This window comes from Pantoea sp. Mb-10, assembly GCF_021272205.1.
In the GTDB taxonomy this organism is placed as follows: Bacteria; Pseudomonadota; Gammaproteobacteria; order Enterobacterales; family Enterobacteriaceae; genus Pantoea.
Map to the genome: position 1 here is coordinate 46,378 of NZ_JAJSDX010000007.1, position 21,500 is coordinate 67,877.

Consider the following 21,500-nt stretch of genomic DNA (forward strand, 5'->3'; position numbering starts at 1 on the left):
GCGTAAAAAAAGTATCTGCAATGAAACAAATTTATTAATTTAAGACTTTCCCAGCGGCTTTTCCGCCCGTAAACGCGATGTCGGCACGCCTTTTGCTAAACGCGCCACCTTCTCAGCCGACGCGATGGTCAGCGTGACCCTTTGCCTCAAATGGCGCGGTAACCGCGCGATTAAGGTGGCCTGTAAGGAAATTAATTTCACTTATGGCTAAATAAACTCGCTTTTAATGCGCTTAATCCACGCTTTATCGCCCCACGCTTTTGGCATGCTATGCACAAGATTCCTGCCGGCTGAGGTATGTCGTGTCAGAAGAGAGTGATGAGGACAAAACAGAATCGCCCTCGCCCCACCGATTGCAAAAAGCACGGGAGGACGGGCAGATTCCGCGATCGCGCGAGCTGACATCGGTATTGATGTTACTGGCGGGCTTGCTGATTTTGTGGCTCGGAGGCAGCAACATGGCCGATCGGCTTGCGGGCATGCTCGCCACCGGCTTTCGCTTTGATCACAGCATGGTTTCAGACGACAAACTGATTGTTGGGCATATCGGTAACCTGATTGGTCAAGCGGTCCTGGCGCTGCTGCCATTAATGGCAGGGCTGGTCATCGTCGCGATTGCCGCGCCAATGCTGCTGGGAGGCATCAACTTCAGCAGCAAGTCACTGAAAGTCGATTTTAACAAACTCAATCCGCTGCCCGGTATTAAGCGCATGGTCTCAGCACAAACCTGGGTTGAGCTGCTGAAAGCGGTGATTAAAGCGGCGATGGTCGGGCTGGTGGGTGGCTGGTACATCTGGTCACACTGGCAGGAGATGCTGCGCCTGATCAGCGAATCGCCGGTGACGGCGCTGCACCACGGATTAACGCTCATCGCGGTAAGCTGCGCATTGATCATGATGAGCTTGATACCCATGGTCGGCTTTGACGTGTTCTGGCAGCTTTATAGCCATTTTAAAAAGCTGCGCATGACGCGTCAGGAAGTGCGTGACGAGCATAAACAGAACGAAGGCGATCCCCACGTAAAAGGGCGTATTCGTCAGGCGATGCGTGCAGCTGCCCGCCGCCGCATGATGGCGGATGTCCCGAAAGCCGATGTGATTGTCACCAACCCAACGCACTACTCGGTCGCGCTGCAGTATCAGGAAGGCAAAATGAGCGCGCCAAAAGTGATTGCCAAAGGTGCCGGGGATATTGCCCTGAAGATACGTGAATTAGCGAAAGAGCACCGCATTCCGATTCTTGAAGCCCCACCGCTGGCGCGTGCGCTTTATCGTCATACAGAAATTGGCCAGTTTATTCCGGGCGCGCTCTATTCGGCGGTCGCGGAAGTGCTGGCGTGGGTTTGGCAGCTGCGTCGCTGGAAACGCGAAGGCGGTCTGATCCCAACCAAACCAAAACAGCTGCCGGTCCCGGCAGACATGGACTTTGCAGGAGAGAACAGAAACGATGGCTAATTTGGCCGAAAAGCTGCGTTTACCGGGCAATTTTAAAGATACGCAGTGGCAGGTGCTGGCCGGGCCTGTCCTGATCATGCTCATTCTGTCGATGATGGTGTTGCCGTTACCCGCTTTCATCCTCGACCTGCTGTTTACCTTTAATATTGCACTGTCCATCATGGTGCTGCTCGTCGCGATGTTTACCCAGCGCACGCTGGAGTTTGCCGCTTTCCCGACGATTCTGCTGTTCTCAACCTTGCTGCGCCTGGCGCTTAACGTTGCCTCGACGCGTATTATCTTACTGGAAGGTCATACCGGGGCCGATGCCGCAGGGCGCGTGGTTGAAGCCTTTGGTCACTTTCTGGTCGGCGGTAACTTCGCCATCGGTATCGTGGTGTTTATCATCCTTGTAATCATCAACTTTATGGTTATCACCAAGGGTGCTGGACGTATCGCTGAGGTGGGCGCGCGCTTTGTGCTGGACGGCATGCCCGGCAAGCAGATGGCTATCGATGCTGACTTAAACGCCGGTCTCATTGGCGAAGAGGAAGCCAAGAAACGCCGCAGCGAAGTGACGCAAGAGGCTGATTTCTATGGTTCCATGGACGGTGCCAGTAAGTTTGTGCGCGGTGATGCGGTAGCCGGGATCCTGATCATGGTAATTAACGTCATCGGTGGCCTGTTGGTCGGCGTGGTACAGCATGGGATGGATCTCGGCCACGCCGGTGAAACCTACACGCTGTTGACCATTGGTGACGGGCTGGTGGCGCAGATCCCCGCGCTGGTGATCTCCACCGCGGCCGGTGTGATTGTAACGCGTGTAGCCACCGACCAGGATGTCGGTGAGCAGATGGTGGGTCAGCTGTTCAACAATCCGCGCGTCCTGATGTTAAGCGGCGGGGTTATCGGCTTGCTGGGTCTGGTGCCGGGCATGCCAAACTTGGTATTCCTGCTGTTTACTGCCGCCTTATTGGGACTGGCCTGGTGGCTGCGCGGGCGCGAAATGAAGCCGAAAGCGGCGGTGCCGAGCGCAAGCATGGTCAAAACCCAGGAAACGCCTGCCAACACGGAAGCATCGTGGACCGATGTTCAGCTGGAAGACTCGCTGGGTATGGAGGTGGGCTATCGGCTCATCCCCATGGTTGACCATATGCAAAACGGCGAACTGCTGGGCCGTATTCGTAGTATTCGTAAGAAAGTGGCCCAGGAGGTCGGTTTCCTGCCACCGGTGGTACACATTCGCGACAATATGGAGCTGCCGCCTGCGCGCTACCGCATTCTCATGAAAGGGGTGGAGATTGGCAGCGGTGATGCTTATCCGGGACGCTGGATGGCCATTAACCCGGGCACGGCAGCGGGATCGTTGCCAGGTGAGCCAACGGTCGATCCCGCCTTTGGCCTCGCGGCGATCTGGATTGACAGCGCGTTGAAAGAGCAGGCGCAGATTCAGGGCTTTACGGTAGTGGAAGCCAGTACCGTGGTCGCCACGCATCTCAATCACCTGATTGGTCAATACGCCAGCGAACTGTTTGGGCGCCAGGAGGCGCAGCAGCTGCTGGATCGCGTGACCCAAGAGATGCCGAAGCTCACCGAAGATTTGGTGCCGGGGGTTATCACGCTGACCACCCTGCACAAAGTGCTGCAAAACCTGCTGGTGGAGCGCGTGTCGATTCGCGATATGCGTACCATCATCGAAACGCTGGCGGAACATGCGCCGGTGCAAAGCGATCCGCAGGAGCTGACCAGCGTCGTGCGCGTGGCGCTGGGCCGGGCGATTACCCAACAGTGGTTCCCGGGCAACGGCGAAGTGCAGGTGATTGGCCTGGATGCCACCCTCGAACGCCTGCTGCTGCAGGCGCTGCAGGGCGGCGGCGGGTTGGAGCCTGGCTTGGCCGATCGCCTGCTGGTACAAACGCAATCCGCCCTGCAACAGCAAGAGATGAGCGGTGCGCCGCCGGTGCTGCTGGTGAACCATCCGCTGCGGGCGCTGCTGGCGCGCTTCCTGCGCCGTAACCTGCCGCAGCTGGTGGTGCTGTCGAATATGGAGCTGTCAGATAACCGGCAGATCCGCATGACCGCCACCATCGGAGGTAAATAATGCGCCGCGCATGGCAGAGACGTCTCTTGGGAGTGCTGCTGGCGTTACCGCTGCTGGCTAACGCCGGGGGCGGCGCCTGGACAGCGCAGGTCAGCGGCCCAACGCTTGGCGTGCGCGGCAACTGGTTGATCACGCCTGCGCTGAAAGCGCCATCAGCCGCTGCGGGTACCATCAGTGAGATTTACTGGCGCTATGAGCTTAGCCGTCCCGCCCCTTCAGGGCTGGTCGTGCGTCTCTGCGCGACCACGCGCTGCGTAGAGATTGAGGGCGAAAGCGGCAGTACGCGCGGATTGGCAAATATCACGGCGGAAGACACGCTGCATCTGGCGTTTGGTTTTCAGGGCCGGGGGGCTTTACCGCCTGGCCTGCGGGTGATCAGCAGCACCGTCACGGTGAATTATCAGTAGCCATAAAAAAACCCGCCGCGGCGGGTTTTTTGCTAAGGGCGCCTTTCGCTCAGCTTACATGCGCTGCACGGTTTTAATGCCCAACGTATCCAGCCCTTGTTTCAGGGTCTTCGCCGTCAGCGCGGCCAACTGCAGTCGGCTGTTGCGGATCTGCTCATCGTCGGCAGACAGAATAGGGCAGTGTTCATAGAAGCCTGAGAACAGTCCCGCCAGGTCGTAAAGGTAGGCGCACATCACGTGCGGCGTGCCGTCACGCGCCACCAGAGTGATGGTCTCTTCAAACTGCAGCAGGCGTGCGGCTAGCTGCGCCTCACGCGCCTCCGTCAACACAATATCACCCTGAAGACTTTCAGGTTCGATACCGGCTTTACGGAACACCGAGAGCACACGCGTGTAGGCGTACTGCATGTACGGCGCGGTGTTGCCTTCAAAGGCCAGCATATTATCCCAGTCGAACACATAGTCGGTGGTGCGGCTCTTCGAGAGATCGGCGTACTTCACTGCACCGATGCCGACCACTTCCGCCAGGTCTTTCAGCTCTTGAGCGGACATCTCCGGGTTCTTTTCACTGACCAGCGTATGCGCGCGCTCAACCGCTTCATCGAGCAGATCGGCCAGCTTGATGGTGCCGCCGCTCCGCGTTTTGAACGGGCGGCCATCTTTGCCCAGCATCATGCCAAAGGCGTGATGCTCTAACGGCACCGATTCTGGCACGTAACCCGCTTTACGCACGATGGTCCAGGCTTGCTGCAAGTGCTGATGCTGGCGCGAGTCAATATAATAGAGCACGCGATCGGCACCCAGCGTCTCATAACGGTACTTGGCGCAAGCAATGTCTGTGGTGGTGTAAAGATAGCCGCCATCCTTTTTCTGGATGATAACGCCCATCGGTTCGCCTTCCTTGTTTTTAAACTCATCAAGGAAGACCACAGTGGCGCCTTCGCTGGTGACGGCCAAGCCCTTTTCACGCAGATCGGCCACGATGCCCGGCAGCATGTCGTTATACAGGCTTTCGCCCATGACATCGTGACGCGTTAGCGTAACGTTCAGGCGATCGTAAACCAGCTGGTTCTGACTCATGGTGATGTCGACCAGCTTTTTCCACATGTCACGGCAATAGGCATCGCCGCCCTGCAGTTTGACGACGTAGCTGCGCGCGCGCTCGGCAAAGGCTTCGTCCTCATCGTAAGTCCGCTTGGCCTCACGATAGAACGCTTCAAGATCGGCCAGCGCGATCTCTTCGTGGTGTTCATTTTGCTGTTTTTCCAGAAATGCAATCAGCATACCGAACTGTGTGCCCCAATCTCCCACGTGGTTAGCGCGAATCACGTTGTGACCGAGAAACTCAAGGGTGCGGACTGCCGCATCACCGATGATGGTAGAGCGCACGTGACCCACGTGCATCTCTTTCGCGACGTTAGGTGCCGAGTAATCCACCACAATCGTTTGCGGCGTGAGCGTGCCGACGCCGAGGCGCGGCAGGCGCAGCGCTTCGGCAGCTTGCGCGGCAAGCCAGGCGCTATCGAGGAATATATTGATAAAGCCGGGACCGGCAATTTCCACTTGGCTGGCGATACCGGTGAGATCCAGGTGTTGAATCACCTGCTCAGCCAACTGACGGGGCGCCAGACCCAGCTTTTTCGCTGCGGCCATGATGCCGTTCGCCTGATAGTCACCAAACTGGACTTTGGCAGATTGGCGAACCTGAGGTTCGCATTCAGCAGGCGCGCCCGCTGCTACCATCGCCTGACCGATTTTATCGGTAAGAAGAGCCTGAATATTCACCGCTTTACCTTCATATGCTGAAAAGGCCCGTCAAAAGCGTCGAGCCGATGTCACTGTCCCGCCACTGCCGGGCGGGACGAAAAAAATAAGACGGGAAGTATACGTGAAATGATAAGGTGCGTCAGCACTTCGCGCAGAGGCAATAGGTGCACCACCTTAGGTCGCCGACTAACGGCGACGCAAGTGACGGCGTGGATTTTTAACGCTTTTGTCTTCACGCACCTTCCAATGGCGGGAAATAGCAAATCCCATTAAGGCAATCAGGACCGCGACAACAATGAGCATAGACATAAGGCCGTTCCTTGTAGTTGTGAATCACAAATTTATAAGAAAGGGTTTCAGGCTGCAATTGTTTGGAAGGGAAATGAGATTTATCTTATTGTATTAATTTTAACCAAATAAATCATTTATTTATGCTACTTTCATAAAGTAAAAGGTGGTACTGGTAAGGCGATTAATCCGAAATGATTAAGCGATTTATGCGGTTTTCAGCGTTTTTTTAGGCTAAATAGGATGAATCTGACGCTTTGATGAGAGAATGCGCAGCTTCTTCCGCTGCTTTACATCTCAAAATGAATGGATTTTTCCAGAGGTAGGCCCACAATGAAAAAAAATTTTCCCACTGAACTGAGTGACTTAGAACAAGATCTGTCTCGTTTTGATAGCGCATTAAGCGCATTCGCTGCGCGGTTAGGGATTGAAATCACCCAGCATGAAATTGATCACATTGCGGTACGCTGTCATCAATTTACCACTGCGGAGCGCTGGAAAAGCGGCTTGCTGCAGATAGGAACCGCCTTTTCCGAAGCGATCATCAACGGACGACCCATTTATTTGTTTAAGCTGCATGAACCGCTACAGTTTGCCGGCTGGCAGGTTGATGTGATTGAGCTGCCGTGGCCTGGCGAGAAAAGATACCGCCACGAAGGGTGGGAGCATATTGAAATCGTTCTGCGCGGTGAGCCTGAGACGCTTGGCGTGCGCGCGATGGCCCTGCTGTCAGATGAAGCCCTTACGCAGCCGGGCATCTCCTTCAAAACCAGCACGCCTAAGGGTGAACAAGAGCGTTTGCCCAATCCTACGCTGGCGGTCACGGACGGCCAGACCACCGTCAAATTTCATCCGTGGTCATTAGAAGAGATTGTGGCCAGCGAACGCGCTTAACGGCGCGCCTCCACCGCCTGACGCAGGCGTGCCAGCGCCGTGTCCAGCGTGGAGCGGGTACAGCCAAAATTGAAACGCACAAACTGGTCGTTGCCAAAGTCACGCCCCGGCGAAAAACCGAGTCCGTGCGTTTCGAAATAGTGCGTCGGGTTGGCGACGTCGAGTCCGCTGGCATCGATCCAGCCGAGGTAGGTCGCTTCCGGACACATCATCTTTACGCCGGGCAGGCTCTCAATGGTGGCGCACAGCGCATCACGGTTCGCGCGCAGATACGCCAACTGCGCGTCCAACCACGGATCGCCATCGCGCCAGGCGGCTTCCGCGGCCACCAGCGCCAGAATATCGACGCTCGGTACAATGCCTTCACGCACCTGACTAAATCGCTTGCGAAGCGCGGGATTTGGAATAATCGCAACCGATGCGCCTAATCCGGCAATATTGAACGTTTTAGAGGGCGAGAGCAGCGTGAGGCTGCGCTGGGCCGCATCCTCGTTAAGGCTGGCAAACGGAATGTGGCGGGTGCCGGGCGTGAGCAATAAATCACAGTGGATCTCATCCGAGCACACCAGCAAGCCATGTTGCTGCGCAAAGGCCAGCTGTGCCTCGAGTTCGGCGCGCGTGTAAACGGTGCCACCGGGGTTGTGCGGGTTGCACAGCATCAACAAGCGTTCATTCCCCGTGAGGTAAGCGGCGTCAAGGCTCGGCACCCAGCGGTTCTCTACAAGCTGCATCGGCAAATTAACCTGCGTTCGGTTCGCCAGTCGTGCTGCGGAGCGGAAAGGGGGATAAATAGGGCTGGGCGCCACCGTGCCTTGCCCCTGCTCGGTAAAGGCGCGCACGGCCAGATTCAGGCCACTGACGACGCCAGGCAGCAGCACGATCCAGTCAGGTTGGATGTGCCATTGATAACGTTCAGCTAAACGCGAAACAATAACATTGATAAGCCCAGCGGGCGGGGCGCCATAACCAAAAACGCCGTGTGCAACACGCTTTTGAATGGCCTCAATGACGCAGGGCGGTGAGCGAAAATCGGTGTCTGCCACCCACAGCGGCAGGACATCGCTATCGCGATATTTGTGCCATTTCAAACTATCGCTGTGACGACGGTCTATCCCTTGATCAAAATCGAATGTCATTGTGCGGTTTCCACGTAAACTGATCCATTAAGCAGACTAACTTATGTAACCTCTCCGAGCCAGAAGTCGTGAAAAGGAGTCGAGGATGACGAAACTGGAAATTTGTTGTTATGGCATTGACTGTGCGCTGGCGGCAGAGCAGGCCGGAGCGGATCGTGTGGAACTCTGTAGCGCACCGCGTGAGGGAGGCTTAACGCCTTCGCCGGGCGTGCTGGAGGCCGCACAGCGCCAGCTAACGATTCCGGTACACCCCATCGTGCGTCCTCGCGGCGGTGATTTTTGTTATACCGCCCATGAATTCGAAGTGATGAAATCTGACGTCGCCTTTATCCGCGACATGGGGTTTCCGGGCGTTGTGATTGGCATGCTGGATGAGGACGCACACGTCGATGTCGCACGCATGCAGCAAATCATGGCGCTGTGCGGCGACATGGCGGTGACGTTTCACCGCGCCTTTGATCTCTGCCACAGCCCCAACAGAGCGCTGCACATTCTGACCGATCTTGGCATCCATCGTATCCTCACCTCGGGTCAGCAGCAGAACGCTGAAGCAGGAATTGCATTATTGCGGGAACTAAATGAACAGAGCACGGGTCCAATCATTATGGCCGGTGCGGGTGTGAGATTAAGTAACCTGCAAAAGTTTATCGAATGCGGTCTGCAGGAAGTTCACAGCTCCGCTAGCCGCCTGATTGCTTCTCCAATGCGTTATCGCAAAGCGGGCGTCTCAATGTGTGGTGAACCCGAGACCGACGAATTTAGCCGCTACTGTGTGGATGGTGATGTGGTTGAAGCCATGAAAACCATGATGGAAATGAGCGCCGTTCGCGTCGCCTGATACTACCGATTTTGCCGCGCAGCGCGTCGAGCCTAGCGACGCGATGCTTGCAAGTACCAAACCCCAGTCTCTTGCTGGGGTTCTTTTTGCCTGTTATTCAGCGGGACATGGCAGAAGATCTTAAACGGTGCTTTGATTAATGCATGATTGAGTGCGGAAATCCCGATATGAAAAGCCTTTCTTTGATTTGCGCGCTTCTGCTTCCCGCTGCGAGCGGCGCGTTGGCCGCTGGCACCGCCTGTCCCCCGCAAAGTGCCGCCATCGCCAGCAGTAACAACTGGATCATTCTGGGCGGCGATGCCAAAGGCGCAGTGCGCCAGGTGGTGGCCGGCGAGTTTGGCAAAGACGTTGATTCCCAGAAGCGCGTGTTGGGGCAGTTTGACCGCTGCGGGAGATTGCTGGTGGCGGATATCACCTACGACAAGAACGAAGGCAGCGTCATCTTGAGCATGGAGCAGCACATTGCGCGCGTGCAGCGCGGGTGGGTTGCGGAGTACGCATGGTTGGTCAAAGTGCTCAAAGATGGCCAGGCGCAGGTTATCGATAATCGGCAGGGTACCATCAGTTGGCATATCGGCCCGCAGGGTAACATCCTCAGCGCATCTGACACCTTTACCAGTATGGGCAAAGCGGGCGCCACGGAAACCACGTTTCACTACGACAGGCACTTTCAGGTTGAGAAGAGCGTAGCGCGCGGCAGTGATGAAACCAGCAATGGTGTAAGCAGCTGGCGCTGGAATCAGCAGGGACAGGTCACCACAGCCAGCACCGTGCGCGGGAAAGATACGTATACCTATGACGCGCAGTGGCGTGAACGGCGTCTTGATGGGACGTCTACCACGCCGGTCAGTACGCTGCGCTCAGTGGATGAGTGCCAGCTCTGGGATGAGGTGGGAAACTGTACCCTTAGCTATCTGCACGAAACGGAAACCTTTGCCAAAGGCACGCTGGAACGGCATCTTACCACGGCTTATAAATATCAATATTGGGATCGACCCGCTGACGCCGAGAATTAACCGGCACGGGGGGCCCCTGAACAGGACGACCTTTATTAAACGGCATGAATGGGGCAGGCCATGACACTCATTTTATCCTTTCTTTTCGCCATCACCGTGTTAACGCTAACGCCAGGGTTTGATACTGCGCTGGTGTTGCGTTCCGCTGCTGCACAGGGCTGGAAGCGTGCGTCCGCCACGGCGCTCGGCGTCACGCTGGGCTGCCTGGTATGGGGTATTGCGGTGGGATTCGGGCTCGGTGCGTTGCTGCTCGCCTCTGAAGTGGCCTACAACACGCTGAAATGGCTGGGTGCCGCATATCTACTCTGGCTTGGGGCCAAATTACTGTTCAAGCCGCGCACGGCTGCCGCGGACGCGCCTGAGGCTGTCCGCGCTGAACAGCGCTATGTTGCCTGCTTTAGTCGCGGACTGATGGGTAATATGCTGAATCCCAAAGTGGGCGTCTTTTACGTGACTTTTCTGCCGCAGTTTATCCCCGCCGGCGCATCTGTGCCGCTGTGGTGCACGCTGATGGCGTTGACACATATGGCGATCGGTCTGTTATGGAATGCGATATTGATCGGCGGCAGCCACTATTTTGCCGCGCAGCTGCGTCAGCCTGGCGTGCTGAAAATCATGGATCGGCTCACGGGCTGCGTATTTATTGGTTTTGCCGCGAAGCTGGCGCTGTCACGGCGATAGGCCTCGGGGCTTGCGCGCCACCAATATTGCGCGCAGCCGCGTGCTGAAAATCCTGAATCGGCTCACGGGGTGCGTGTTAATTGGTTTTGCCGCGAAGCTGGCGCTGTCGCGGCGATAGCACTCAGGGCTTGCGCGCCACCAGTACGGCGCGCAGCGGCGCCGGATACCCTTCAACGGTTTTGCTATTGTCGTTGGGGTCGAGAAACTCCGCCAGTGATTCACTGGTCATCCAGCTGGTGCGGCGCTGCTCTTCTATAGAGGTCACCGCGTGATCGGCGATACGCACATCCACAAATCCGCATTTTTCGAGCCAGCTTTTCAGTGCGGCGGCCGAAGGAATAAAGTAGACATTACGCATTTGCGCGTAGCGTTCACCCGGCACCAGCACCGCATTTTCATCGCCCTCGATCACCAGCGTTTCCAGCACCAGTTCGCCGTCACTCACCAACTGATTTTTGAGTTGATAGAGATGATCCAGCGGCGAGCGGCGATGATAGAGCACGCCCATTGAGAACACCGTATCAAACGCCTGCAGCGCGGGAAGCTGCTCAATGCCCAGCGGCAGCAGATGGGCACGGCGATCGTCACCCAGCAGCTTGCGCACCGCTTCAAACTGGCACAGGAAGAGCTGCATCGGATCGATGCCCACGACCAGGCGCGCCCCGGCGCCAATCATGCGCCACATGTGATAGCCGCTGCCGCAGCCGACGTCCAGCACCGTGCGGCCAGCCAGCGGGGAGATGTGCGGTAAAACGCGATCCCATTTCCAATCGGAACGCCATTCGGTGTCAATTTCGGTGCCATACAGCGAATAGGGGCCTTTGCGCCACGGCATCAGAGTGCGCAACAGCTTTTCAATGCCCGCGCGTTGACGATCGCTGAGGTCATCTGATTGGGCGCTGACGCTGTGCTGCAGATCGCAGGATTGCGGCGTCAACAGCGGCAGATACTGCACCGCTTTTTCCCAGTTACGGAAATGACCGTGCAGGTTTTCGCGCTGCCAGGCGGCAATTTGTGCCGGAAGAACTTCCAGCCAGCTCGCCAGCGGGCCGGTGGCGATTTGCTGATAGAAACGACCAAAATCCATCATTTTAATGCCACCAGCGAGCCGAAGTTAAAGCATTGGAACCACAGTTCGGCGTGGGCAAAGCCCGCTTGTTGCAGGCGCGCTTTATGCGTGTCGACGCTGTCGGTGAGCATCACGTTTTCCAGCATGCTGCGCTTCTGGCTGATCTCCAGTTCGCTGTAGCCGTTCGCGCGCTTGAAATCGTGGTGCATATCAAACAGCAGCTCGCCGACCTCGGCGTCTTCAAAACTAAATTTTTCTGACAGCACCAGCGCACCGCCGGGCTTGAGGCCATTAGCGACCTTGGTCAGCAGCGCCAGGCGCGCAGGCGGCTCAAGAAACTGCAGCGTAAAATTGAGGATCACCAGCGAGGCGTTTTCGATAGGAATATCGCGGATATCCGCCTGTCGTACCTCGACCGGCGTGTCGGCGCGGAAGGCATCAATGTGACGACGGCAGCGTTCAACCATCGCAGGGGAATTATCGACGGCGATAATTTCACATCCCGGTACGCGGATATTACGACGCACCGAGAGCGTGGCAGCACCCAGCGAACAGCCCAGGTCATACACCTTGCTGTTGGGCTGCACAAAGCGTTCTGCCAGCATACCAATCATAGAAATAATATTGGAATACCCTGGCACCGAGCGCTGAATCATATCGGGAAAGACTTCAGCCACGCGCTCGTCAAAGGTCCAGTCACCCAGTTTGTCGATGGGCGCGGAAAATAGCGTATCGCGGTCAGACATAATGAAAATCCGGAGAGAAAACGGAAAGGGCGCTATTCTGGCAGAAACTGCCGCCTGCTGCATCCGCTTTGCATTCAGAACAGCGCCGTTTGTTGGGGCCAGTCAGGCAGATTGGGCAGCGAAGGGCGCAGCTGTTGCAGCTGCGGCCACAGCGTCTGCACCAGCGGAAACACTTCGCCCATATCAGGCGTATGAATAAACAGCAGCGGCTCGCTTTCGGTTTGCCATTCTGCCAGTTTTTTCTGCCACGGCTGAAACAATGGAACGCTCTCTTCAACGCTGTCGCTGCCGATAAAGCGGACCATCGGCTGCGCGCCCGTTTTTACCGCATGCGGCGGTACACGCGGTTTTTTGCGCCGTGCCTCGATGGCCGCGGCATGCTGGGAGCGGGAGGCATGAACAGGGCGACTGTCGAGGATGACGCGATTCACGCCGCGCGCCGCCAGGCCACGATTCAAGGCGCGTTCAGCCTCGCCTTTGGCAAAAAACTGTGCGTGGCGCACCTCTACGCCGTAATGGAAACTGCGCGGCAGGTTATCGAGAAAGCGCCACAAGTCGTCAAGCTGCGCGGGCGAAAACGCGGCGGGCAGCTGGAGCCAGTATTGTCCGATGCGATGACTTAACGGATCGAGTAAACGCAGAAAGGCGCTGACCTGCTCCTCACAGTGGCGTAAGGCCGCCTGGTGCGAGATGCTGCCGGGAAATTTGAAACAGAAACGAAAATCGTCGTGCGTCATGTCACGCCAGCGCATCACCACCTCAGGGGACGGCAGCGCATAAAGTGTGGTATTGCCCTCAACGCAGTCAAACAGCCGGGCGTAATCAGCCAGGTTCTCCAGGCCAAACTGTTTCCAGCGAGCGTGATGCCACTGGGGTAATCCAATACGAAGCGTCAAACCCAAGCTCCTGACGTCGATAGCGGCGAATAATTGCCGATGAAATGTCCGCTTTGCGCGGGCTCCACTTATCCTGCCTGGGATTTTACATTATAATAGTCGCCTTTTTGCGACAGCATCTTAGAAGGTTACGCGGCCTGATGTTGTCTGGCAGCAGCGGCGAAGTTAAAAGGATACGTTATGCGTACAGAATATTGCGGACAGCTCAATCTGTCCCACGTAGGTCAGCAAGTCACTCTCTGCGGCTGGGTCAATCGCCGTCGCGATCTGGGTAGCCTGATATTTATTGATATGCGCGACCGCGAAGGGATCGCACAGGTGTTTTTTGACGCCGACCATCAGGATGCTTTCCAGCTGGCCTCTGAGCTGCGCAACGAATTCTGTATCCAGATCACCGGTACCGTGCGTGCGCGCGACGAGAAAAACCGCAACAGCGACATGGCGACCGGCGACGTGGAAGTGTTCGCCCACGCGCTGACCATCATCAACCGCTCTGAACCGCTGCCGCTGGACTCGAACCAGACCAACAGCGAAGAAGCGCGTCTGACTTACCGCTATTTGGACTTACGTCGCCCGGAGATGGCACAGCGTCTGAAAACGCGCGCAAAAATCACCAGCTTTGTTCGTCGCTTTATGGACAGCGAAGGGTTCCTCGATATCGAAACGCCGATGCTGACCAAAGCTACCCCAGAAGGCGCGCGCGACTATCTGGTACCGAGCCGCGTGCACAAAGGTAAATTTTACGCGCTGCCGCAGTCGCCGCAGCTGTTTAAGCAGCTGCTGATGATGTCAGGCTTCGACCGCTATTATCAGATCGTCAAATGCTTCCGCGATGAAGATTTACGTGCCGATCGCCAGCCAGAATTTACCCAGATCGACGTCGAAACCTCTTTCATGACGGCCGAGCAGGTGCGCGAAAAAATGGAGCGCCTGATTCGCGAGCTGTGGCTTGAGGTGAAGGGCGTGGATTTGGGCGAATTCCCGCAGATGACCTTTGCGGAAGCGATGCACCGTTACGGCTCCGATAAACCGGATCTGCGTAACCCAATGGAACTGGTCGACGTTGGCGATCTGTTGAAGCAGGTCGAGTTCCAGGTCTTTGCCGGCCCGGCAAACGACGCCAAAGGTCGCGTGGCGGCCCTGCGTGTGCCTGGCGGCGCGGCCCTGACGCGTAAGCAAATTGACGAGTACGGCAAATTTGTTGAAATCTACGGCGCCAAAGGCCTGGCGTGGATGAAAATCAATCAGCGCGCGAACGGATTTGAGGGCGTACAAAGTCCGGTCGCTAAATTCCTGACGCCGGAGATTGTTGAGGCTATGTTGACGCGCACGGGCGCGCAGGATGGCGATCTGATCTTCTTTGGTGCCGATCGGTCAAAAATTGTGGCGGATGCGCTGGGTGCGCTGCGCCTGAAAGTCGGCCGTGATTTAGCCATTACCGACGAAAAAGCGTGGGCACCGCTGTGGGTGATCGACTTCCCGATGTTCGAAGAGGACGAAGAGGGCGGTCTGGCAGCCATGCACCACCCGTTCACCGCGCCGAAAGCGCTGAGTGCTGAACAACTGGCAGCCGATCCTACGCAGGCGGTGGCAAACGCGTATGACATGGTCATCAACGGCTATGAAGTCGGCGGCGGCTCAGTGCGTATCCACAATGGCACGATGCAGCAAACCGTGTTCAGCATTCTGGGTATCACCGAAGAGGAGCAGCGCGAGAAGTTTGGCTTCCTGCTTGATGCCTTGAAATACGGTACGCCGCCGCACGCTGGCCTCGCGTTTGGTTTGGATCGCCTGACCATGCTGCTGACCGGTACCGAAAACATTCGTGATGTCATTGCCTTCCCGAAAACCACGGCGGCAGCTTGTATGATGACGGAAGCACCGAGCGAGGCAAATCCGGCGGCGCTGGCGGATCTGGGCATTCAACTTGCCCCGAAAAAAGAAAAGCCAGAGACGAAGTAATGCGCTACAAACATCCGGTTTCGGTGCTGGTGGTGATTTTTGCCTGTGACACTGGCCGGGTGTTAATGCTACAGCGGCGGGATGATGCCACCTTCTGGCAGTCGGTTACCGGCAGCCTTGAGCCGGGCGAAACCCCGGTTCAGGCGGCGCTGCGTGAAGTGGCAGAGGAGTTGGCTATCGATATCGCTGGCGAAGGCTTACGGCTTGAAGATTGTCACAAGCAGATTGCGTTCGAAATCTTCCCGCAATATCGTCATCGCTATGCACCTGACGTCACGCATAATCACGAGCACTGGTTCCGCCTGGCGCTACCCTGTGAGCGTGAACCGCTGCTGAGCGAGCATTTGGCCGCGCAGTGGGTGGCGCCTGCCGCCGCTGCCGCGCTAACCAAGTCCTGGAGTAACCGGCAGGCGATAGAAGAGTTCATTTAGCGACGGCTCGCAGGCCTGTTTTGCCGCAGCGAGTCGATAAGCCAAGAGATTTAGGATGCCGGGCCAGCGCGTGCCCCATCCCTGTTGAACAGTCAGGCGCCGATTGTGCGCTGCAGCGTTTTCCTGGTGCAGGCGCCCTCGGCGCGGGCCGTCGAAAACGGTGCGGCAGGCAAGGTAGCCTGAACCCAGTTAAAGATCGGAGAGAAAGTAACATGGCTGGACACAGTAAATGGGCAAATACCAAACACCGTAAAGCGGCGCAGGACGCCAAGCGTGGCAAAATCTTCACCAAGATCATTCGTGAACTGGTGACGGCGGCGAAGCTGGGCGGTGGCGATCCGGGTTCGAATCCGCGTCTGCGCGCAGCAATGGACAAAGCGCTGTCCAACAACATGACGCGTGACACCATGAACCGCGCGATTGCACGCGGCGTGGGCGGTGAAGATGACTCCAACATGGAAACCATCATTTACGAAGGTTACGGTCCGGGCGGCTCCGCAGTAATGGTGGAATGCCTGAGTGATAACCGCAACCGCACCGTAGGCGAAGTGCGCCACGCCTTCACGAAAACCGGCGGCAACCTTGGTACCGACGGCTCTGTAGCCTACCTTTTCAGCAAAAAAGGCGTTATCTCCTTCGCACCAGGTCAGGATGAAGATGCGGTCATGGAAGCGGCGCTGGAAGCCGGCGCAGAAGACGTGATGAGCTACGACGACGGTGCAATCGATGTCTTTACCGCTTGGGAAGAGCTGGGTAGCGTCCGTGATGCGCTGGAAGCGGCAGGGCTCAAAGCCGACACCGCTGAAGTCTCTATGATCCCGTCAACCAAAGCTGAACTTGATGCGGAAACCGCACCGAAACTGCTGCGTCTGATCGATATGCTGGAAGATTGCGATGACGTACAGGAGGTTTACCACAACGGTGAAATTTCTGACGAGGTCGCGGAAACGCTGTAATGGCGTGCCCTGATAACCCCCAAGCCGGAGACGCGCTATGACCGTTATTCTCGGGATCGATCCCGGCTCGCGCGTCACCGGCTATGGCGTGATTCGTCAGGTGGGCCGCCAGCTGACCTACCTCGGCAGCGGCTGTATCCGTACCAGCGTCACCGATCTCCCTTCCCGTCTCAAGCTTATCTATGCGGGCGTGAGCGAGATTATCACGCAGTTCTCGCCCGATTATTTCGCTATCGAGCAGGTGTTCATGGCCAAAAATGCCGACTCCGCGCTGAAGCTGGGGCAGGCGCGCGGGGCGGCGATTGTCGCGGCGGTGAACCTTGATCTGCCCGTGTTTGAGTATGCGGCACGTCAGGTCAAACAAACCGTCACCGGCACCGGCGGTGCAGAGAAAAGTCAGGTGCAGCACATGGTGCGCACGCTATTAAAACTGCCAGCAAACCCGCAGGCCGATGCGGCTGATGCGCTGGCGATTGCCATTACGCATTGTCATCTCAGCCAGAACACGGCGCGCATGAGCGATACGAAGCTGGTCATGACGCGCGGGCGATTGCGCTCAGGCTGATAAATCACGCACGTTTTTGAGGCTGGATATTCATCCAGCCTTTTTTATGGTATATAACGTCGCTGATTCAACGATTAAGGAGCTGCTCGGTGATTGGTCGCTTACGAGGCTATATTCTGGAAAAACAGCCACCGCTGGTGCTGATTGAAGCAAATGGCGTTGGTTATGAAGTGCACATGCCCATGACCTGCTTTTATGAGCTGCCCGACATTCAGCAGGAAGCCATCATTTTCACACAGTTCGTGGTGCGTGAAGACGCGCAACTGCTGTTTGGCTTCAACAGCAAACAGGAGCGAGCGCTGTTCCGCGAGCTGATCAAAGTCAACGGCGTCGGGCCCAAACTGGCCCTGGCCATTCTTTCTGGCATGTCAGCGCAGCAGTTCGTTACGGCCGTTGAGCGCGAAGAGATTGCCTCGCTGGTGAAACTGCCTGGCGTGGGCAAAAAGACCGCAGAGCGTCTGGTGGTTGAAATGAAAGACCGCTTCAAAGGCATGCACGGCGATCTGTTTGGCGGCGATTCGACCTTTACGCTGAGTACTCCTTCTGCCGCGCCGGACAGCAATGACGCTGAGTCAGAAGCCGTGGCGGCGCTGGTGGCGCTGGGCTACAAACCGCAAGAAGCCAGCCGCATGGTTAGTAAAGTAGGTAAACCGGATGCAGATTGCGAAACGCTGATTCGCGAAGCGCTGCGCGCAGCTATTTGAGGTCATCATGATTGAAGCCGATCGTCTGGTGTCGGGCAGCGCTTACACGGAAGAAGAGAGCCTGGATCGCGCCATCCGCCCTAAACTGTTGACGGAATATGTGGGACAGCCCCAAGTGCGCGAGCAGATGGAGATTTTCATCAAGGCGGCCAAGCTGCGCGGGGATGCGCTGGATCATCTGCTGATCTTTGGTCCGCCCGGTCTGGGAAAAACCACGCTGGCGAACATCGTCGCCAACGAAATGGGCGTTAACCTGCGCACCACATCAGGCCCGGTGCTGGAGAAGGCAGGCGATTTGGCTGCCATGCTCACCAATCTTGAACCTCATGACGTCCTGTTCATTGATGAAATTCACCGCCTGTCGCCCGTGGTGGAAGAAGTGCTCTATCCGGCGATGGAGGATTATCAGCTGGACATTATGATCGGGGAAGGGCCGGCGGCGCGCTCTATCAAACTTGATCTGCCGCCGTTCACGTTGATCGGCGCGACCACGCGCGCGGGATCGCTCACCTCGCCGCTGCGCGATCGCTTTGGCATCGTACAGCGTTTGGAATTTTATAATGTGGCGGATCTCCAGCATATCGTGAGCCGCAGCGCTGCGTGCCTGGGATTGGTGCTAAGCGAAGAGGGCGCGCGCGAAGTGGCATGCCGCGCGCGCGGTACGCCGCGCATCGCGAACCGCCTGCTGCGGCGCGTGCGCGACTTCGCTGAAGTGCGTGCCGATGGCAATATGAGCGGTGAAGTGGCTGCCAGCGCGCTGGATATGCTCAACGTGGACAGTCAAGGCTTTGACTATATGGATCGCAAACTGTTGCTTGCCATCATTGACAAGTTTATGGGCGGACCGGTTGGGCTGGACAATCTGGCCGCGGCCATTGGTGAGGAGCGAGAAACCATTGAGGATGTGATTGAACCCTTCCTGATCCAGCAAGGATTCATTCAGCGCACGCCGCGCGGCCGTATGGCCACGCAGCATGCCTACCAGCATTTTGGCATCGCCCGCGAAAGCTAACCGGCGTCAGACCGCCGGTTTCTTTACCATGCTCGCAGCAAAAAGCAGCGCGGCGCACAGCACCACCGACGGGCCTGCAGGCGTATCGTAATTGGCGGAGAAGGCCAGACCGCCCGTCACGGCAATGATTCCCACCACAACCGCAAAACCGGCCATCTGTTCTGGCGATCGTGCGAAGCGGCGCGCGGTCGCGGCCGGGATAATCAGCAGTGACGTTATGATCAGCGCGCCAACAAACTTCATGGCCACACCAATGGTGACCGCCGTGACCAGCATTAGCAGCATGCGGGTGCGAGATAAGTTTACGCCGTCAACCTGCGCTAATTCAGGGCTAATGGTCATCGAAAGCAAGGCGCGCCACTGCCATGCCATCACCGCTAACACCACCGCCACGCCGCCGCTCATGATGGCCAAATCCTGCGGCGTGATGGCCAGCAAGTCACCAAACAGGTAAGCCATAAGATCGACGCGTACGCCCTGCATCAGACTCACCACGACCAACCCCAGCGACAGTGCGCTATGCGCCATAATGCCCAGTAACGTATCTATAGCCAGATGCGGGCGTCGCTCCAGCCACACCAAGCCCAGCGCCAGACAAACGGTCACCGCAATGACCGCGTACCCTGGATTCACGTTGAGCAGAAGCCCGAAGGCGACGCCGAGCAGCGAGGCGTGGGCGAGAGTGTCACCGAAATAGGACATGCGCCGCCATACCACAAATGAGCCCAGTGGGCCGGCGGCCAGCGCGAGCAAAACGCCGCCAAGCCAGCCGGGAAGTAACAGTTCAATCATGACGAAGTCTTTCCTTTGCGCAGAACGATGCGTCCCTGTAAATCGTGACGGTGATTATGGTGATGGCGGTAAATGGCCAGCTGTTGCGCGCCGCGCGTGCCAAACATGGCAATGAATTCAGGATGCTGAGAGACCGCCTCTGGCGTGCCTGAACAACAAATGTGGTGATTGAGGCACAGCACCTCATCGGTTTTGGCCATCACCAGATGCAGGTCATGCGATACCATCAGCACACCGCAGTTAAGCTCTTGCCGCAGCTGATCGATCAAATCATAGAGCGCCACCTGACCGTTGACATCGACACCTTGGGTGGGCTCGTCGAGTACCAGCAATTGCGGTTGGTTGAGCAGGGCGCGCGCCAACAGCACACGCTGCGTTTCACCGCCGGAGAGCTTTTGCAGCGGCGCGCGCAGCAAATGTCCGGCCTGAACGCGCTTTAGCGCAGGCAGGATGGCGCTGCGCGCGGTGCCGCGCGACAGGCGCATAAAGCGCTCAACGCTGACCGGCAAGGTGGGATCGATATGCAGCTTTTGCGGCACATAGCCAATACGTAAGCCCGGCAGACGCGTGACGCTGCCGCTCGTAGGGGGCAGCAGTCCCAGCACCGTGCGCACCAGCGTAGATTTACCTGCTCCATTGGGGCCAAGCAGCGTCAGAATTTTGCCGGGCATCAGCGACAAGCTGACCTGACTCAATACCGGACGCTGAGCAAACTGCACAGAAATGTTTTCAAGTGTAACAAGTGGCGACATAAGATTTACGGTTGCATTGAGTTTCGAATGTTATAATATCACATTCCATCAACTGGTCACGATGGAATGACGCATTATGTTACATATTAACCCCCGCCTCGCTGTTACCGTCTCTGCGGTCACGTTGGCGACCGTTTTTTCTTTCTCTGCCCGCGCGGATGTGGTCGCTTCAATTAAACCGGTGGGATTCATTGCTGCCGCTATCGCCGATGGCGTCACGCCCGTAGACGTATTGCTGCCAGATGGCGCGTCAGAACATGATTATGCGCTGCGCCCCTCGGATGTAAAACGTATTAAAAACGCTGACTTAGTGGTGTGGGTTGGTCCGGAAATGGAAGCCTTTCTGACCCGGCCTGCCGCGGCGCTGCCTGCTGCGAAAAACCTGGAAATTGCGGCCCTGCCAGAGGTGAAATCGCAATTGATTAGCGGTGCTGAAGATGACGACGGCCACGATCACGATCACGCTAATGCAAAGGAATCGGAAATTTCCGAACAACAAGACACGTCTCATGAACATCACCATCACGGCGAATTTAATATGCATTTGTGGATGTCTCCTGAGATTGCGAAACAATCTGCGGTTGCAATCCACGGAAAATTATTGGAACTTATGCCGCAAAGCAAAGCCAAACTGGACGCCAATCTGCAGCACTTTGAAGCAGCCTTAGCGGACGCAGACAAGCACATTGGCGCGCAGCTTGCGCCGGTAAGAAGTAAGGGCTATTTCGTTTTTCACGATGCTTACAGCTACTTTGAGAAACATTACGGTTTGTCACCATTAGGTCATTTCACCGTCAACCCTGAGATCCAACCGGGCGCCCAGCGTTTACATCAAATACGAACACAGTTGGTTGAGCAGAAAGCCGTTTGCGTTTTCGCTGAACCACAATTCAGACCAGCCGTTATCGATGCTGTGTCACGCGGAACAACCGTACGTAAAGGTACGCTTGATCCGCTGGGCATGGGGATCAGCTTAACCAAAGACAGCTATGTGACCTTCCTCTCACAGCTGTCGAGCCAGTATGCGAGCTGTCTGAATGGAGCATAGAGGAAT

General features: G+C 56.8%; 22 protein-coding genes. 14 read left to right on the forward strand and 8 right to left on the reverse strand.

Annotated features, from left to right (window positions below; genetic code table 11):
• Window positions 1–302: 302 nt before the first annotated feature.
• From flhB to LU196_RS15115, 3 genes are read left to right on the forward strand one after another with little or no spacing between them, the layout of a single operon-like run.
• Entirely contained in the window at window positions 303–1,454 is a 1,152-nt protein-coding gene (gene flhB, locus LU196_RS15105) for a flagellar biosynthesis protein FlhB (protein ID WP_232759803.1), read from the forward strand.
• Window positions 1,447–3,534 (forward strand): flagellar biosynthesis protein FlhA, encoded by a 2,088-nt coding sequence (flhA, locus tag LU196_RS15110; RefSeq protein WP_232759804.1) that lies wholly within the window; start codon window positions 1,447–1,449, stop codon window positions 3,532–3,534. The genes flhB and flhA overlap by 8 nt, the downstream gene beginning before the upstream one ends.
• Window positions 3,534–3,941: a flagellar protein FlhE gene (locus LU196_RS15115; protein ID WP_232759805.1), complete on the forward strand. Its 408-nt coding sequence runs from the start codon at window positions 3,534–3,536 to the stop codon at window positions 3,939–3,941. Before flhA ends, LU196_RS15115 begins: the two co-directional genes overlap by 1 nt.
• Window positions 3,942–3,995: 54 nt before the next feature.
• Here LU196_RS15115 and argS read toward each other — a convergent pair whose 3' ends face one another.
• Window positions 3,996–5,726, reverse strand: a complete 1,731-nt coding sequence (argS, locus tag LU196_RS15120; protein WP_232759806.1) for an arginine--tRNA ligase — start codon at window positions 5,724–5,726, stop codon at window positions 3,996–3,998.
• Between the two features lie 168 nt (window positions 5,727–5,894).
• Window positions 5,895–6,017, reverse strand: coding sequence for a hypothetical protein (locus tag LU196_RS20365; protein ID WP_009089698.1), 123 nt, complete (start codon window positions 6,015–6,017; stop codon window positions 5,895–5,897).
• A 312-nt stretch (window positions 6,018–6,329) separates the two neighbouring features.
• On the opposite strand from LU196_RS20365, the gene LU196_RS15125 reads away from it, so the two are divergent.
• The gene (locus LU196_RS15125) at window positions 6,330–6,890 is read left to right on the forward strand and encodes a VOC family protein (RefSeq protein WP_232759807.1); all 561 of its coding nucleotides are present in this window, start codon (window positions 6,330–6,332) and stop codon (window positions 6,888–6,890) included.
• On the opposite strand, the gene LU196_RS15130 is transcribed toward LU196_RS15125, so the two are convergent.
• Window positions 6,887–8,026, reverse strand: a complete 1,140-nt coding sequence (locus LU196_RS15130) for a MalY/PatB family protein (RefSeq protein ID WP_232759808.1) — start codon at window positions 8,024–8,026, stop codon at window positions 6,887–6,889. The genes LU196_RS15125 and LU196_RS15130 overlap by 4 nt on opposite strands.
• A gap of 85 nt (window positions 8,027–8,111) precedes the next feature.
• Between LU196_RS15130 and cutC the strand changes: the two genes are divergently transcribed.
• The 3 genes from cutC (at window position 8,112) to LU196_RS15145 (ending at window position 10,561) form a co-directional block, all read left to right on the forward strand.
• On the forward strand, window positions 8,112–8,864 hold the full coding sequence (gene cutC / locus LU196_RS15135; protein WP_232759809.1) for a copper homeostasis protein CutC: 753 nt from the start codon (window positions 8,112–8,114) through the stop codon (window positions 8,862–8,864).
• 167 nt (window positions 8,865–9,031) lie between these two features.
• On the forward strand, window positions 9,032–9,880 hold the full coding sequence (locus LU196_RS15140; protein WP_232759810.1) for a hypothetical protein: 849 nt from the start codon (window positions 9,032–9,034) through the stop codon (window positions 9,878–9,880).
• Between the two features lie 60 nt (window positions 9,881–9,940).
• A complete protein-coding gene (locus LU196_RS15145) occupies window positions 9,941–10,561 on the forward strand; it encodes a LysE family translocator (protein ID WP_232759811.1) in 621 nt (206 codons plus the stop codon).
• Window positions 10,562–10,682: 121 nt separating this feature from the next.
• Here LU196_RS15145 and cmoB read toward each other — a convergent pair whose 3' ends face one another.
• The 3 genes from cmoB to LU196_RS15160 all read right to left on the reverse strand — a co-directional run bounded on the left by cmoB (window position 10,683) and on the right by LU196_RS15160 (window position 13,272).
• Window positions 10,683–11,651: a tRNA 5-methoxyuridine(34)/uridine 5-oxyacetic acid(34) synthase CmoB gene (cmoB, locus tag LU196_RS15150; protein WP_232759812.1), complete on the reverse strand. Its 969-nt coding sequence runs from the start codon at window positions 11,649–11,651 to the stop codon at window positions 10,683–10,685.
• Window positions 11,648–12,376, reverse strand: coding sequence for a carboxy-S-adenosyl-L-methionine synthase CmoA (gene cmoA / locus LU196_RS15155; protein WP_232759813.1), 729 nt, complete (start codon window positions 12,374–12,376; stop codon window positions 11,648–11,650). Before cmoA ends, cmoB begins: the two co-directional genes overlap by 4 nt.
• Window positions 12,377–12,450: 74 nt before the next feature.
• Entirely contained in the window at window positions 12,451–13,272 is an 822-nt protein-coding gene (locus tag LU196_RS15160; protein ID WP_232759814.1) for a DUF72 domain-containing protein, read from the reverse strand.
• A gap of 180 nt (window positions 13,273–13,452) precedes the next feature.
• Between LU196_RS15160 and aspS the strand changes: the two genes are divergently transcribed.
• The 6 genes from aspS (at window position 13,453) to ruvB (ending at window position 18,902) form a co-directional block, all read left to right on the forward strand.
• Window positions 13,453–15,234 carry an aspartate--tRNA ligase gene (gene aspS / locus LU196_RS15165; protein ID WP_232759815.1) on the forward strand — a complete coding sequence of 594 codons (1,782 nt, stop codon included), beginning with the start codon at window positions 13,453–13,455 and terminating at the stop codon, window positions 15,232–15,234.
• Window positions 15,234–15,665, forward strand: coding sequence for a dihydroneopterin triphosphate diphosphatase (gene nudB / locus LU196_RS15170; RefSeq protein ID WP_232759816.1), 432 nt, complete (start codon window positions 15,234–15,236; stop codon window positions 15,663–15,665). The genes aspS and nudB overlap by 1 nt, the downstream gene beginning before the upstream one ends.
• 212 nt (window positions 15,666–15,877) lie before the next feature.
• Entirely contained in the window at window positions 15,878–16,621 is a 744-nt protein-coding gene (locus tag LU196_RS15175) for a YebC/PmpR family DNA-binding transcriptional regulator (protein ID WP_232759817.1), read from the forward strand.
• Window positions 16,622–16,658: 37 nt separating this feature from the next.
• Window positions 16,659–17,186 (forward strand): crossover junction endodeoxyribonuclease RuvC, encoded by a 528-nt coding sequence (ruvC, locus tag LU196_RS15180; protein ID WP_232759818.1) that lies wholly within the window; start codon window positions 16,659–16,661, stop codon window positions 17,184–17,186.
• Window positions 17,187–17,275: 89 nt separating this feature from the next.
• Window positions 17,276–17,890: a Holliday junction branch migration protein RuvA gene (gene ruvA, locus LU196_RS15185; RefSeq protein WP_232759819.1), complete on the forward strand. Its 615-nt coding sequence runs from the start codon at window positions 17,276–17,278 to the stop codon at window positions 17,888–17,890.
• Window positions 17,891–17,897: 7 nt separating this feature from the next.
• Window positions 17,898–18,902: a Holliday junction branch migration DNA helicase RuvB gene (gene ruvB / locus LU196_RS15190; protein WP_232759820.1), complete on the forward strand. Its 1,005-nt coding sequence runs from the start codon at window positions 17,898–17,900 to the stop codon at window positions 18,900–18,902.
• A 6-nt stretch (window positions 18,903–18,908) separates the two neighbouring features.
• Here the strand turns inward: ruvB and znuB are convergent, their stop codons facing one another.
• Window positions 18,909–19,694: a zinc ABC transporter permease subunit ZnuB gene (znuB, locus tag LU196_RS15195; protein WP_232759821.1), complete on the reverse strand. Its 786-nt coding sequence runs from the start codon at window positions 19,692–19,694 to the stop codon at window positions 18,909–18,911.
• A complete protein-coding gene (gene znuC, locus LU196_RS15200) occupies window positions 19,691–20,446 on the reverse strand; it encodes a zinc ABC transporter ATP-binding protein ZnuC (RefSeq protein WP_232759822.1) in 756 nt (251 codons plus the stop codon). Before znuC ends, znuB begins: the two co-directional genes overlap by 4 nt.
• A 76-nt stretch (window positions 20,447–20,522) precedes the next feature.
• Between znuC and znuA the strand changes: the two genes are divergently transcribed.
• Window positions 20,523–21,494: a zinc ABC transporter substrate-binding protein ZnuA gene (gene znuA / locus LU196_RS15205; RefSeq protein ID WP_232759823.1), complete on the forward strand. Its 972-nt coding sequence runs from the start codon at window positions 20,523–20,525 to the stop codon at window positions 21,492–21,494.
• The last annotated feature ends 6 nt before the right edge of the window (window positions 21,495–21,500 follow it).